At 66.8% G+C, this 15,303-nt stretch carries 9 protein-coding genes; 4 read left to right on the forward strand and 5 right to left on the reverse strand.

All coding sequences use genetic code 11. The features are described 5' to 3' along the window. Positions 1-44 precede the first annotated feature (44 nt). Positions 45-548: an RT0821/Lpp0805 family surface protein gene (locus tag J2848_RS02670; RefSeq protein ID WP_149235457.1), complete on the forward strand. Its 504-nt coding sequence runs from the start codon at positions 45-47 to the stop codon at positions 546-548. Positions 549-667: 119 nt separating this feature from the next. Next, positions 668-2,551 carry a potassium/proton antiporter gene (locus J2848_RS02675; protein ID WP_149235456.1) on the forward strand — a complete coding sequence of 628 codons (1,884 nt, stop codon included), beginning with the start codon at positions 668-670 and terminating at the stop codon, positions 2,549-2,551. Positions 2,552-2,553: 2 nt separating this feature from the next. On the opposite strand, the gene J2848_RS02680 is transcribed toward J2848_RS02675, so the two are convergent. Further along, on the reverse strand, positions 2,554-4,227 hold the full coding sequence (locus tag J2848_RS02680) for an ABC transporter permease (RefSeq protein WP_149235455.1): 1,674 nt from the start codon (positions 4,225-4,227) through the stop codon (positions 2,554-2,556). Between the two features lie 111 nt (positions 4,228-4,338). Further along, complete coding sequence (gene typA, locus J2848_RS02685; RefSeq protein ID WP_109086605.1) at positions 4,339-6,165, reverse strand: translational GTPase TypA; 1,827 nt, start codon at positions 6,163-6,165, stop codon at positions 4,339-4,341. 270 nt (positions 6,166-6,435) lie between these two features. Here typA and J2848_RS02690 point away from each other — a divergent pair, with 270 nt between their 5' ends. Together J2848_RS02690 and J2848_RS02695 are read left to right on the forward strand one after the other, a co-directional pair. Next, positions 6,436-8,379: an autotransporter assembly complex protein TamA gene (locus J2848_RS02690; RefSeq protein WP_246194503.1), complete on the forward strand. Its 1,944-nt coding sequence runs from the start codon at positions 6,436-6,438 to the stop codon at positions 8,377-8,379. A 66-nt stretch (positions 8,380-8,445) separates the two neighbouring features. Continuing rightward, entirely contained in the window at positions 8,446-12,789 is a 4,344-nt protein-coding gene (locus J2848_RS02695; protein WP_246194501.1) for a translocation/assembly module TamB domain-containing protein, read from the forward strand. 60 nt (positions 12,790-12,849) lie between these two features. Here the strand turns inward: J2848_RS02695 and J2848_RS02700 are convergent, their stop codons facing one another. The 3 genes from J2848_RS02700 to J2848_RS02710 all read right to left on the reverse strand — a co-directional run bounded on the left by J2848_RS02700 (position 12,850) and on the right by J2848_RS02710 (position 14,743). Next, positions 12,850-13,161 (reverse strand): hypothetical protein, encoded by a 312-nt coding sequence (locus tag J2848_RS02700; protein WP_149235453.1) that lies wholly within the window; start codon positions 13,159-13,161, stop codon positions 12,850-12,852. Between the two features lie 118 nt (positions 13,162-13,279). Further along, entirely contained in the window at positions 13,280-13,615 is a 336-nt protein-coding gene (locus tag J2848_RS02705) for a hypothetical protein (protein ID WP_149235452.1), read from the reverse strand. Between the two features lie 201 nt (positions 13,616-13,816). Then, positions 13,817-14,743 carry a lytic transglycosylase domain-containing protein gene (locus J2848_RS02710; RefSeq protein ID WP_246194499.1) on the reverse strand — a complete coding sequence of 309 codons (927 nt, stop codon included), beginning with the start codon at positions 14,741-14,743 and terminating at the stop codon, positions 13,817-13,819. Positions 14,744-15,303: the final 560 nt, after the last annotated feature.

Genomic DNA, 15,303 nt, shown 5'->3' on the forward strand with positions numbered 1-15,303 from the left:
TTGACCCGACTTTGACCGTGAAACGTTGATACGGGGGAGCCGTCATGCGAACCATCACCAAAAATCTGCGCGCGACCGCGATCGCTGCCACCGCGGCGCTGTCGCTCACCGCCTGTCAGACCGGCAACAGCGGCAGCGGCATCGGCGGCATGAACACGTCGGAGACCGTCGGGACGCTGGGCGGTGCCGTCGCCGGCGGCCTGCTCGGCTCGCGCTTCGGCGGCGGGGCGGGCAAGCTGGCGACCACGGCCATCGGAACGCTGGTCGGCGCCTATGCCGGCCAGCAGCTGGCTCGCCACTTCACCGCCGCTGACCAGAACCGGGCATCGGATGCGGAGGAGCGTGCCGTCGCCAACAACCAGACCATCACCTGGAACAACCCGCAGTCCGGCAACAGCGGCACCATCCAGCCGGTAAGGACGTATCAGGGCACCGATGGACAGACCTGCCGGGACTACAACCACACGGTCGTGATCGAGGGCAGGACGGAGGTGGCGCGCGGCACCGCCTGCCGTCAGGCTGACGGAAGCTGGAAGCTGGTATCGTAAGCGTACAGCCTATCCGAATGACCGCCTCCGGGTCCTACTCCTTGCGGATGTGGGGACTTGCCGTCAAAATCAAGGAGTTCCGCCGGATGGCGGCCCGATAAGAACGGCGTACGGGGCTTATGGAGGCGGTCAGCTATATCATCCTCATCGGATCAACTCTGCTGATCGTCAGCGTGCTGACCAGCTACCTCGCTCTGCGGGTCGGTGCGCCGCTGCTGCTGATCTTCCTCGGCATCGGCCTGCTGGCCGGCGAGGACGGGATCGGTCAAATTTCCTTCAACGATGCTGGTTCCGCCTTCCTGATTGGATCGATGGCGCTGGCGGTGATCCTGTTCGAAAGCGGGTTCGACACCAAGCTCGCCAGCTACAAGGCGGCGGCCTGGCCGGCGATGACGCTGGCGACCCTGGGGGTGGCCATCACCACCGGCGTGGTCGGCGTCGCCGCCCATTACCTGATGGGGCTGGGATGGGGGGAGGCTCTGCTGGTCGGTGCGGCGTGCAGTTCCACCGATGCGGCGGCGGTCTTCTTCCTGTTGCGCGTCGGCGGCATCACGCTGCGTGATCGCGTCCGCTCCACACTGGAAATCGAATCGGGCAGCAACGACCCGGTCGCCATCATGCTGACCATCCTGCTGGTCGAGGCCGCGACCCATGGTCTGGCTTCTCCGGTCGCCATCGTGGGGGAACTGCTGCTGGCCTTCGCGTTGGGTGGGGTGATGGGGCTGGCCGGCGGCTGGCTGCTGGTGACCTTCATCAACAAGGCGAATTTCGAGGCCGGGCTGAACCCGGTGGTGACGCTGACCTTCGCCCTGTTCATCTTTGCCGTCACCAACGTCATGGGCGGCAGCGGCTATCTGGCGGTCTATGCCGCCGGCCTTTATGCCGGGAACGTCAAGTTGCGCGGCGCGCTGGAACTGCGGCGTTTCCATTCCGGGCTCACCTGGCTCAGCCAGATCGTCATGTTCGTGATGCTGGGCCTGCTCGCCACGCCAAGGGAGTTCGCCGGCATGATCCTGCCGGCGCTGGGGGTTGCCTTCGTCCTCATTGTGGTCGCCCGTCCGGTCGCGGTGTGGATGTGCCTGCTCCCCTTCCGATTCTCGGTGCGGGAGACCAGCTTCATCGCCTGGGTGGGCTTGCGCGGGGCGGTGTCGCTTCTGCTGGCGCTGGTGCCGGTGCTGGGTGAACTGGAAAACGGGCAGCTGATCTTCAACACCGCCTTCATCGTCGTGGTCGTCTCGCTGCTGGTGCAGGGCTGGACCATCGGCACGATGGCGCGGGCGCTGGAGCTGATCGTCCCGCCCCGCCGCGGACCGGTGGAGCGCGTGGAACTGGAGCTTCCCGGCAACGCCGACCAGGAACTGGTCGCCTACACCGTCCACGCCAAGAGCCCGGCCGCCCGGGGGCAGCGTATGCCGCGCTGGGCCAAGCCGTCACTGGTCATCCGCTCCGGCGCGGTGGTTCCACTGCACAAGGCCAAGCCGCTTCAGTCCGGTGACCATATCTATCTGTTCACTCCGCAGCACCGGCTGCCGCTGATCGACAAGCTCTATGGCGGCAGCCGGGCGCTCGACCAGAACGACCGGGAGTTCTACGGCGATCTGGTGCTGAGCCCCGACGCGACGGTGGAGCAGATCGCCGAGATGTACGGCCTACCTCTGTCGATGTCCAATGCCCGGCTGACGCTGAGCGACCTGCTGCGCAACGAGTTCGGCGGCTCCTGCGAATTGGGCGACCGGGTTCGCATGGGCGGGGTCGAGCTGATCGTGCGCGATATGGAGGACAACACCATCACCTCAGTCGGCATGGCGCTGGAACCGGCCCGAGTCACCAGCCGGCGCCGGCCGCTCTACCAGCGGGTCGCCGACATTGGCGGACGGCTGCACGGCTGGTGGAACGAGCATGCCTTCCGCCGCTGGAAGGAGCGGGAGAAGCTGCGGGCGCGGCGTCCCACCGATGCTCTGCCGGCCGCGGATGCCAAGCACGAGGAGCGGTTGGAAAGCTGACCTTAACCGCGGTGTCCCGGTCGTGACGCGGCGATGGTACGGCTGAGATAGATGACCGGCGCCAGCCCGACCAGCACGATCACCAGGGCGGGCAGGGCGGCATCGTCCAGCCGCTCGGTCGAGGCCATGCGGAAGGCCTCGATCGCCAGCGTGTCGAAGTTGAAGGGCCGCAGGATCATCGTTGCCGGCAACTCCTTCGTGATGTCGACGAAGACCAGCATGGCGGCGCTGAGCAGGCTGGGGCGCAGAAGCGGCAGATGAACCCGGCGCAGCACCTGCAACGGCGTGTGGCCCAGCGAGCGTGCAGCCCCTTCCAGATTGGGGCCGATCTTGGCGAAGCCGGACTCCAGCGGCCCGTAGGCGACGACGAAGAAGCGGATCAGGTAGCCATAGAGGATGCCGGCGATGGTGGTGCCGAGGATCACACCCATCGGCCAGCCGGTCCAGTCGCGCGTCAGCCCAACGGTGATGAGGATGCCGACGGCAATCACCGTGCCCGGCGTGGCATAGCCGAGCGAGGCGAGACGGGCCGCTCCGGTGGCGAGACCGCTGCGGTCATGACGCACGCCGTGTATTACCATCAGCGCCACCGCGACGACCAGCAGCGCACCACTGGCGCCGAGGATGAAGGTATTGACCGTCAGATCGGTGAAGCGGGACAGCGTCAGTTCGGTGCCGCCGCGCAGGATCATGCGGATCAGCACGGCACCGGGCAGCAGGAAACCGAACAGAACCGGCGTCAGGCAGACGATCCATGCCACCACCGTGCCGCGGGCCGACAGGCGTGGGGCGGGCAGGGCGCGATAACGGCCGGTGGTCTGGTGGAAGCGCATCCTGCCGCGAGACAGCCGCTCCAGCCCGACCAGTGCCAGCACCACCAGCAGCAGGACGGCGGCAAGCTGCGCCGCCGCGGCCGGGTCGCCCAGCGCGAACCAGGTGCGGTAGATGCCGACGGTAAAGGTGTCGATGCCGAAATAGCGGACCGCGCCGAAGTCGGCCAGCGTTTCCATCAGCGCATAGCCGACGCCGGCCACCAGCGCCGGACGGGCCAGCGGCAGCGCCACGCGGCGGAAGGCGCCGAACTGGGTGCAGCCCAGCGTACGGCTGGCCTCCAGCACGCAGACCGACTGTTCGAGGAAGGCGGCGCGGGTCAGCACATAGACGTAGGGATACAGCACCGACGACAGCACCAGACCGGCGCCCCAGGCAGTGTGGATCTCCGGAAACCAATAGTCTCCGCGCCGCCAGCCGAAGGTGGCGCGCAGGAAGGATTGCAGCAGCCCGGCGAACTGGAGGAAATCGGTGTAGGTGTAGGCCAGCACATAGGCCGGCATGGCCAGCGGCAGAAGCAGCAGCCATTGCAGAACCCCGCGCCCGCGGAAGTCGTGCATGGTGACGGTCCAGGCGCAGGCGACACCGGTCACCAGCGTGACGACGCCGACGATGCCCAACAGGATCAGCGTGTTGAGGATATAGCCGGGCAGCACCGTCCGTGCCATGTGCCCCCACAGGTCGGTGGAGACGCCGGCGGACTGGACGAAGACGGCAAGGATCGGCAGGGCGATCAGCAGCGCGAGGATCAGGGCGAACAGGCCGGTGAAGCCGATACACACCCACAGCCGGCGGAGAGAGAAGGACGGAGAGCCGGGAGACTTCGCGTCGGTCGCCATCGCCATGCGGAAACATCCTCGCGGTGGTTCAAAAAAAGCGGTCCAAAAAGAAGGCGGCGCTTGCTCCCTGTCAGGGGGCAAACGCCGCCGGTACTCTAGCCTATATGCGAACCGTTATCAGCTCGCTTCGGCAGCGCGCTGGTGACGCTTGCGCTCGTTCGGGTCGAGGTAGCGCTTGCGCAGGCGGATCGACTTCGGCGTCACCTCCACCAGCTCGTCGTCGGAGATGTAGGACAGCGCCTTTTCCAGCGTCATCTGGATCGGCGGAGTCAAGCGGACCGCCTCGTCCTTGCTGGTGGTGCGGATGTTCGTCAGCTGCTTGCCCTTGATGACATTGACCTCAAGGTCGTTGCCGCGGGTGTGCTCGCCGATGATCATGCCCTGGTAGACCGGCACGCCCGGATCGATCAGCATCGGACCACGGTCTTCCAGGTTCCACAGGGCGTAGGCCACCGCGGTGCCGTCGCTGTTGGAGATCAGCACGCCGGTGCGCCGCGCCGCGATGGTGCCCTTGAACGGGGCATAGCCGTGGAACAGGCGGTTCATGATGCCGGTGCCGCGGGTGTCCGTCAGGAACTCGCTCTGGTAACCGATCAGGCCGCGCGACGGGGCGTGGAAGACGATGCGGGTCTTGTCGCCGCCGCTCGGGCGCATCTCGATCAGGTCGGCCTTGCGCTCCGACATCTTCTGAACGACGGTGCCCGAGAACTCCTCGTCGACGTCGACGACGACTTCCTCGATCGGCTCCAGGCGCTGGCCGTTCAGCGGATCGGTCTTGAACAGCACGCGCGGACGGCTGATCGCCAGCTCATAGCCTTCGCGGCGCATGGTCTCGATCAGGATGCCGAGCTGCAGTTCGCCGCGGCCGGCCACCTCGAAGGCGTCGCCGCCCTCGGTGTCGGTGACGCGCAGGGCGACGTTGCCTTCGGCCTCGCGCATCAGGCGGTCACGGATCATGCGGCTGGTGACCTTGTCGCCTTCACGACCGGCCAGCGGGCTGTCGTTGACCGAGAAGGTCATCGCCAGGGTCGGCGGGTCGATCGGCTGGGCGGCCAGCGGCTCGGTCACTTCCGGCGCGCAGATGGTGTCGGCCACGGTGGTGTTGGTCAGGCCGGCCAGGGCGACGATGTCGCCGGCATGCGCCTCGTCCACCGGAACGCGTTCCAGGCCACGGAAGGCCAGCACCTTGCTGATGCGGGCGTTCTCGACCAGCTTGCCGTCGCGGCTCATCGACTTGACGGCCATGTTGACCTTGACCGAGCCGGTCAGGATGCGGCCGGTCAGGATGCGGCCCAGATACGGGTTCGCTTCCAGCGTGGTCGCCAGCATGCTGAAGGGCAGGTTCTCCTCGACCTTCGGCGCCGGGACATGGTCGCGGATCAGTTCGAACAGCGGGGTCAGCGTCTCGCGGGCGCCGTTCTCCAGATCCGTGGTCGCCCAGCCGTTGCGGCCCGAGGCGAACAGGGTCGGGAAGTCCAGCTGCTCGTTCGAGGCGTCGAGCGAGGCGAACAGGTCGAACACCTCGTCATGCACCTCGTGCGGACGGCCGTCGGGACGGTCCACCTTGTTGATGACGACGATCGGGCGCAGGCCGAGCTTCAGGGCCTTGCCCAGCACGAACTTGGTCTGCGGCAGCGGACCTTCGGCCGCGTCGCAGAGCAGGACGACGCCATCGACCATGGAGAGGATGCGCTCCACCTCGCCGCCGAAATCGGCGTGGCCGGGGGTGTCGACGATGTTGATGCGCAGGTCGTTCCACAGAACGGATGTGCACTTGGCCAGGATGGTGATGCCGCGCTCGCGCTCCAGGTCGTTGGAGTCCATGGCGCGTTCGGCGACCTGCTGGTTCTCGCGGAACGAGCCGGCCTGCTTGAGGAGTTGGTCGACCAGCGTGGTCTTGCCGTGGTCGACGTGGGCGATGATGGCGACGTTACGGAGATTCATGGAGCCTTGGTCTCGCAATGGCACCCCCGACACGCAGCACCTCGCCGCAAACAACAAAAAGGCCCGCCGAAAGAAATCGGTGGGCGCTGTCGGGGAAACTGTTGCGGCGCAATATATGGATCTGTGGAAAAAACGCAAGCACTGTACCCTTTGGTCTAGGGCGAATTTCCGGGATGGAGCCATGCGTCAATGGGCCCTACATTGGGGGCGATGATCCGCTTCGCTTCCGCTTCCCGCCGCCGGGCTGCCGCCGCAACCAGGATTGCAGCCGTGCCGCTCAAGGCTCCGATCGCCGTACCGCTGGTCGCCGCCCTGCTGATGCTGGGGCCGGCCGACGCCGGCCATGCCCAGGATTCGCCCCCCGACAGCATCCCCGGCGCCGTGCCCGCGGCGCCTTCGGAGGCTGTTCCGCCGGATGAGGAGGTGCGGCCGGCCGGCATCACCTATGACGTGGACATCACCGGCGTGGAGGATGACGGCCTGCGCGGCACGCTGCGCGACGCCTCCACCCTGGTGGAGCTGAAGGACGATCATCCGCCCTCGCTGATCGGGCTGGAGCGTCGTGCCGACAGCGACCGCGACCGTCTGCAGACGGCGCTGCGGTCGGCCGGATATTATGATGCCAAGCTGGACATCCGCATCGAGGACCCGGCGGCGGCCGGCACGCTGCCCGCGGGTGGGGAGGCGCCGCCGGTCAAGGTCACCGTCGCGGTGACGCCTGGGCCGCTCTATCACATCAAGACGGTGACGGTGCGCGGCGCCAACGGGTCGACCTTGCCGAAGGAGGTTGCGACCGACGATCTCGGCCTCGCCGCCGGCGCGCCTGCCGTGGCGCAGAAGGTGCTGGATGCCGAATCGGAGCTGGTCGGTCGGCTGAGCAAGCGCGGCTATGCCTTCGCCAAGGCGTCCGACCGCGAGGTGGTGGTCGACCATTCCGACCGGACGATGGATGTCGCCTATACCGTCGATCCCGGCCCGCTCACCCGCTATGGCGCCACCCGCATCGAAGGACTGGAGAAAGTCGACGAGGATCTGGTGCGCGGACGCCTCGCCTGGAAGGAGGGGCAGGTCTTCGACCCTGCCGCCACCGACAAGGCGCGCCAGGACATCGCCGCCCTTCAGGTCTTCGACACCGTCCGGGTGCGGATGGCGGACGAGCCGGGACCGGACGGCGTCACCCCGGTGATCGTCACGGTCAATGAGCGCAAGCGCCGTTTCATCGGCAGTGGCGTCACCTATTCGACCCAGGACGGGCTGGGCGCCAATGCCTATTGGGGTCACCGCAACCTGTTCGGCGGGGCGGAGCAACTGCGGGTCGGTGTCGATGTCGGGCGAGTCGCCGGCTCAAGTGGCGGCACGTCGAGCAAGAGCAACGACCTGCCGGACCTGCGCTTCAGCGTCAATTTCCGCAAACCCGACTTCCTGGCGGTGAAGCAGTCGCTGCTGGTCAACTTCGCCGTGGTCAACGATCAGCCGCCGGCCTACAGCCGTGTCGCGTCGGAACTGACGGTGAAACTGGAACGGCCGCTGACCGACCAGCTGACCGTCAGCTACGGCCTGACCGGCGAGCGTGGGCGGGTCCGGACGGAGGACACCACCTATCAGACCTCCTTCATCGGTGTGCCGTTGGGCGCGGCCTGGAACGGCACCGACAATCTGCTGAACCCGACATCCGGTCAGCGGGCATCCTTGCAGGTGACGCCTTGGTTCCCGGTCGGCGGTGATACCAAGTCGCCCTTCACCTCGGTGCTGCTGAACGGCTCCACCTATTACGATCTCGGCAAGGACGGGCGCTATGTCGCCGCGGCGCGGATCGGGCTGGGAAGCATCCTCGGCACATCGCTGACCGATATACCGCCGGATCACCGCTTCTATGCGGGTGGGGGCGGGTCGGTGCGCGGTTACGGCTTCCAGAAGGCGGGGCCGCGCGACCGCTATGACGATCCTGTCGGCGGCCGGTCGCTGTTCGAGATCGGGGCGGAGCTGCGCATCAAGGTCACGGAAAGCATCGGCGTGGTGCCCTTCGTCGATGCCGGCACGGTCTATGACAAGGCCTATCCCGACTTCAGCGAGCCTTTGCGCGTCGGTGCCGGGCTGGGGCTGCGCTACTACACCGACTTCGGCCCGCTGCGCGTCGATGTCGGCGTTCCGCTGAACCCCGCCAGCGGCGATGCGCGCTGGCAGTTGTATCTGAGTTTGGGGCAGGCGTTCTGATGGCGCAATTTCGTCTCAATCATTCGGGACGATGACCATTTATTGCGGTTAGGACTTGGGTGGCTGGTGAAAGGGTATGGTGTGACGGCGGTTCGCTTCCTTCTGGTCGGTCTGACGATCCTTGGCGGCCTGCTGGCCGGTCCGCAGCCCGCTCGGGCCTTCTCGCTGTTCGCCGGCGATACCGCCCGTGAATGGCTGACGGAGAAGATCGAGGGCGCGGTCGAATCGCCGGACATGCATCTGAAGCTGGGCACCATCGACGGCAGTATCCCCACCGACTTCACCATCGCCACCGTCACGCTGGCTGACAGCCAGGGCGTCTGGCTGACCATCGACCGGCTGCATGTGGTGCTGTCGCCGTCCGCTCTCTTCATGCGTAGCGCCAGAATCGACGCGCTGGAGGCGGCCTCCATCAAGGTGACCCGCGCGCCGGTCAGCACCCAGCCGGCGGCGCCCTCCGACCCCAATGCTCCGCTTTTGCCCAGCCTGCCGGTCGACATCGACCTGAAGAAGCTGCTGGTGGAGCGGCTGGAACTGGCGCCGGGGCTGTTGGGCGAGCAGGCGGTGCTGCGTATCGCCGGTGCCCTGGCGCTGGAGCACAGCGGCGGGGCGGTGAACGCCAACCTGTCGGTGGCGCGCATCGACGACAAGCCCGGCAAGGCCGATCTGGTCGCCGCCTTTGATCCCGGCAAGAACGCGCTGACCCTGTCGGTCAACGCGTCGGAACCAGCTGGCGGCGTCATGGCCCGCACGCTGTCGATCCCCGGCCTGCCGCCCGTCGAGCTGGCGCTGAAGGGCGATGGCACGCTGGACGACTGGACCGGCAAGCTGACCGCCATGGCCGGCGAGGCGGCTTCACCCGCCGGCACGCTGAACGCAGACGCCGCCATCAAGAAGCTGCCGGAGGGGCACGTCCTGACGCTGGCAGCCGGCGGCAACTTTGCGCCGCTGATCGCCGGGCTGGCAGGCGATACGGTGACGCCGCTGATCGGCCCCAGCCCGACGCTGAACGCCACTGTGTTGCGGGCACCATCCGGCGCCATCAGCCTGCGTCCGCTGGCGCTGACCGTCGCCGCTGCGAACGCTACGGTGAATGGCGATGTCGCCGCCGATTACAAGAGCCTGAACCTGCACTGGCGCTTGCAGGCCGGACCGGACTCCACCCTGCACCCGCTGGTGCCGCTGTCCTGGCGCGAGGGAGTGGTGGAGGGTTCCGCCGAAGGAACGCTGAATGCGCTGAACGTCGCGGTGAACGCCACCCTGCGTGACCTTGCCGCTGACGATCCGGCGCTATCCAGCCTTACCGGGTCGGAAACCATCCTGACTGCCAAGGCGCAGATCGACACCGGTAGCGGCCGGATCGGGCTGGAGACGTTGGCGCTGACCGCTGCCGCCGCGCGGGCCGAGGCGAAGGGAAATGTCGACGGCTGGGGCCAGACTGTCGATCTGACGCTGAGCGCGAGTGCCGACGATCTTGCTCCCCTGTCGGGACTCGCCGGCCGGCCGCTGGCCGGTGCGGTGGTGTTGAGCGGGCCGGTGAAGCGCGTTGCCGACGGCACGCTGACCGCCGACCTGACCGGCAGCCTCGACCGCCTGTCCACCGGCACGCCGGCCGACGCGATGCTGGGTGACAAGGCGACGCTGGCGCTGGCGGCGCGGATGGAGCCGGGCGGCGCCATGCGGCTGAGCAATCTGTCGGTTGATGGCCGCAACGGCAAGCTGAGCGGCAACGCGGCTCTCGTGGACAACAAGGTCGATGCCCGCACCACCCTGACCGTAGCGAAGCTGGAGCCGCTGGGAAGCGCGCTCGGCACGCTGATGTCGGGGGCAGCGACGCTGGAAGCGACCGCCCGCGGCCCGCTCGACGCCATCGAGGCGCAGGCGACGCTGAATGCCCGCGACCTCGTGGTGCAGGGGCGCCGGCTGGGTGCCACCGAGGCGAAGGCGACCGCCGCCGGGCTGCCGGCCACGCCGAATGGCATGGTCTCGGCACGGACCAGCCTGGACAATACGCCGCTGTCGGTGGATGGACGCTATGCCCTGCGCGAGCAGGCGTTGCGGCTGGACGGGCTAACCATCGCCAATGGGACCAACCGCATCACCGGACAGGCGCAAGTGGCGCTCGACACACTGCTTGCCACCGGACGGCTGGAGGGCAAGCTGCCCAACCTGAACGGCCTGTCGGAACTGGCCGGGATGCCGCTCGGCGGCGGGGCAAGCTTCACCTTGGCACTGGACGGCAAGGGCGGCAAGCAGGCGGCCAACCTGAGCGCCGACGCCAGCAACCTGCGGGTGGAGGGGCAAGCTGGACCGCTGCTCACTGCCCGCCGGCTGACCGCCAAGGCCGATGTCGCCGATGCGCTCGGCATTCCCAGCGGCAAGGCGCGGGTGGAGATGACCGAAGGCAACGCTGCCGGCAATGATCTGCGCAGCGTCACCGCATCCGTCGACGGGTCGCTGACCAAGGCATCTTTCCAGGCCAATGCCGCGGGAGCGGGTGCGCAGCCGATCTCGCTGGATCTCGCCGGCGGGATGACGCGCGAGGGCGAGGCAACTCGCATCCGGCTCGACCGGTTGCAGGCGCGCTATGCCGGGCAGGATCTGCGGACGACGGCGCCAGCCACCATCCTGCTGGCCGAGCGCCGGTACGAGGTGAAGGAACTGCGGCTGTCGTCGGGCAACGCCCGTCTTGCCGCCGACCTCGGCTTGAACGGCGATCGGCTGAGCGGCGAACTGACGGTCGACCGCTTGCCGCTGGCGCTGGCGAAGCTGGCCAGCCCGACGCTGGCGTTGGATGGAATCGCCAATGCGCGGGCGTCGCTCGGTGGAACGCTGCGCAACCCGCGTGCCGATGCCACCTTGCGGGTCAGTGGCCTGAAGGCACAACAGACCACCCAGGCTGGGCTGCCGGGCATCGATGCGATGCTGGACGCCCAATGGCGTGACCGTCGGCTGGCGCTGAACGGCCGGATCGCCATGCCGAAGAATGCCGGCACGCTGACCGCCACCGCCGCCCTTCCCCTGGTGATGGATCCCGACAGCTATGCCGTCAGCGTGCCGCCCAAGGGCGCGATCGAGGCGGCGGTGAACGGCACGGTGGATCTGTCGCTGGCGAACGACCTGCTTTCCGCATCTGGCGACCGGGCGCGCGGATCGCTGCGGCTGGATGTGCGCGCTGGCGGGACGGTGGAAAAGCCGTCGCTCGGCGGATCGGTGGTGCTGGCGAACGGGCGCTACGAGAATCGGGCGTCGGGAGCGGTCATCACCAACATCGAAGCGCGGCTGGCCGGCGACGGCGACGTCTTCACCATCCAGAGCTTCCGTGGTCGGACCCGCAATGGCGGTGCCATCAGCGCCAGTGGCGTCATCCGTCCGGGTGCTGCCGCCGACCGGCAACTCGACATCGCACTTCAGGCCGACAATGCCCGGCTGGTGGAGATCGATCTGGTGACGGCGGAGATCGGAGCGAACCTGACCCTGACCGGCGGGTTCGCCAACGCCCGGCTGGCCGGGCCGGTCGACATCCGCCGAGCCGAAATCCAGGTGCCCGACCGCATGCCGGCCAACGTCGTCGACCTGAAGGTGACGGAGGTCGGCAAGAGCCGCCGTGCCCGCGGGACGACGCAGGTGTCGACCGCCGGCGGTACCCGCCGCGTGCCGCAGCCGGCGGAGACACCACCAGCCGCGACACCGTTCGTGCTGGCGCTGGACATGACGGTCAATGCGCCGAACCAGATCTTCGTGCGAGGCCGTGGGCTGGATGCGGAACTCGCCGGCAGTCTGCGCGTCAAGGGCACCGCCGCGGCGCCGGAGGTGACCGGCCGCTTCAACATCCTGAAGGGTAGCCTGAACCTGCTGGCGAAGAATTTCGAGTTCAAGCGCGGCGTCTTCGATTTCGACGGTACCCAGCCGATCGACCCGCGGCTCGATCTCCTGGCGGAGGCGACGGCCAACGGCATCACCGCCGATGTCGTGGTCAGCGGCACCGCCCGCCAGCCGAAGATCGAACTGACCTCCCCCCAGGGACTGCCGCAGGACGAGGTCCTGGCCGGCGTGCTGTTCGGCAAGTCGGTCGGCGACCTGAGTGCGGCGGAAGCGGTGCAGCTTGCCCAGTCGGCGGCGTCGCTGGCGGGGGTCGGCGGCGGAGGAGGCGGCATCCTGGACAAGGTGCGCCGCGGCCTTGGCGTCGACCGTTTGGACTTCACCCAGGGTGAGAACGGCAAGGGCGGGGCGGTGCAGGCCGGCCGCTATGTCAGCGACCGCGTCTATGTTGGCGTCGAACAGGGCATCGGTGCCAACCAAAGCCGCGCCAAGGTCGAGGTCGACATCACCAAGAATCTGAAGGGCACCGCCTCGGTCGGGGCCAATTCGGAGACGAAGTTCGGGGTGGTGTATGAGAAGGATTATTGAGGGAGAGGGCCGGGGCTAGCTGGTCCAGATATGATGCGGCATCGGCAATGGCGGTGACGGTCAATGGAGAAGCCTTGCCGTGCCGGTCACGCGCTGGACCGTATCGGCGTCGCTCAACCGTTCGCCCAGCGCCAACAACTCGTCGGACAGCTTGCGGTTGGCGTCGGTCAATTCTTGGATGCGGGTCTGCGCCGCCTGCTGCTGCTGGGACAGGGTCGCCACCGTCTCCGTCAGCTTGCGGATTTGCTGGGACTGGCGAGCTGCCGCCTCGTTCTGGCTGCGGCGGATCGATCCGACGGCCACCAGCACGACAAGGCTGATGGTCACGCCGGCCGCAATGGCGACGATGCTGACCCCGGTGAACCAGTCCATGGGCGCAAAGCTTCCGCCCATTTCACTTATTGGTCAAGCAGCCTGGCAATCCATAAACGCAACGGACCCGGCGCCGCGCCGGGTGCCGGGTCCGTTGCGATAAAAACTATTGGTGGCGTCAGCCCACTGAGCCGCTGACCGGACGCTCCGCCTTCATGCGCAGTTCCTTCAGGTGATCGCCGAAGGCGCGCAGGACCGGCATGATCCGCTGGGTCTGGTCGGTGGTGACGTGGGCGTCCGTCTTCAGCACGATGGTCGGCGCCTCGGCCATCAGGCGCTTGGCGCGCATCGGACCGACCTTGTCGTCGAGGAACATGGCCATGCCCATCAGGATGCCCAGCGTAACGTCGTCCGGAGCCTTGGGCAGGGCCAGGACTTCATGAAGTTCGTTCAACAGCGTGTAGGCGACGATGGAGGTGCGTTCGATGGTGTCGACGTCGGCGGCCATGGGCATCGGGCGGGTCCTCGGGAAACGTTCGGAAGAAACGTTGCGGGTGAGACGCTGGCGGGTGACGCGGGAAGGCGTCCCGTGGGGCGCCAGCGCTTGCGAAATCCGTCGTGTCCCGAGGGTAATCGTCAGTTTATAACCAAAGTGTTAACCAAACGCCGCCCGAGTCGCCCGAGTCGCATTTTTCCGAGTCGCAATCTTCCGTTCTCATCGTTTTCCGCTGCTGCGCGCCTTGGTCGAAAGCGACAGTTCTGCAACCTCCTCTCGCGCGCTGCTGACGAGGCCGGCCGACTGGACGACGTCACGGTTGAACGGATGATAGGTCTGCGCATAGACGCCGCGGATCTTGGTCACATAGTCCTGCGTCTCGCGATAGGGGGGGATGCCCTTGTACTGAAGCACCGCCCCCTCGCCGGCGTTGTAGCCGGCCAGCGCATAGGCGACGTTGCCGTCGAAATAGGCCAGCAGCCAGCGCAGATACTTCATGCCGCCGCGCAGGTTCTGTTCCGCGTTGAAGGGATCGGACACGCCGAAGCGTTCCGCCGTCTCCGGGATCAACTGCATCAGCCCTTGGGCGTTTTTGTTCGACACGACGTCGATGCGATAGCCGGATTCGACCGCAATGACCGCCAGCACCAGATCAGGGTCGAGGCCATAGGTCGGCGCCATCTTCTGCACCATGGCGCGGATTTCGGCCGGCGGCTTGCGGATGATGCCCCAGCGCAGGTTGGGCGGTTCGCAGCGGTCGGGTGTCTTAACCGTTCCGCCGGCGCTGCCGACCAGACGTTCCGCCTGCTCGTTGCCCAATGCGGCGGCCTTGCGTAGCCAGGCTCGGCCCAAGTCGGCATCCTTGGACACGCCGCCCAACCCTCCCATGTGCATGCGCCCCGCCATCAGCGCGGCGTCGGCGTAATCCTGCCGGGCGGCCCTGCAATAGAGCGATAAGGCCAGTCGCTGGTCGGCCTTCACTCCGTCGGCGCGTTCGTAATGCTGCGCCAGTTCGTACTGGGCGCGGGCGCTGCCCTTGCTCGCCAGGGCTTCCAGTGCTGCGACGGTCTTTTCGGCGATGCTGGCGCTGGCCGGTACCGAGGCCAACAGACCGGGCAGGAGTGCCGCCGCCGCGAGTGCCGCCATGCGCGTGTTGCAGATTGGGCGTTTGGTATTGCGCCGTGAAGTTGTCGAAGCGTGCGGCGCGGACGATGTACCGCAAAGGTTCGTGTGGCCTTCCACCGGACCCCCCTGTATGATTTTCTTCAAGCTTTCGGAGACCATCAAAAGGTTGGGAGCAGATCTCTCTGGGAGGACGCCGTTGCACCCAACTGGCTGAGTGACGGGCATGGCGGCATAAGCCGAAACGGAACGCCGGTTGCCGGGAAATACATCGCCGTAACTGGTTGATGTGGCGCTGCCAATAAAAAATATATAGGCCGATCGACTGGTGTCGGTCGGTCTTTTTCTTTTCATGTTGGTCATGCGTCCTCCAATCGACTTGGAGAAATAACCAACGACCAAGTTTTAAGCCAATGCCCGAACGGTGATTGGACTGGGATAGCCGGGGTACTCTAGGGGTTAATTGTCTCCATTGTATGACCCACTAGCCTTTTTCCCAACTGGCAGCTCCTTTGTGCGCTCATTACGTACGGATCGGGCCAGATAATCGGCTGCGAAATTCGACGGCCCCGGACGATGGAAAC

Source organism: Azospirillum lipoferum (assembly GCF_024170005.1).
In the GTDB taxonomy this organism is placed as follows: domain Bacteria; phylum Pseudomonadota; class Alphaproteobacteria; order Azospirillales; family Azospirillaceae; genus Azospirillum; species Azospirillum lipoferum.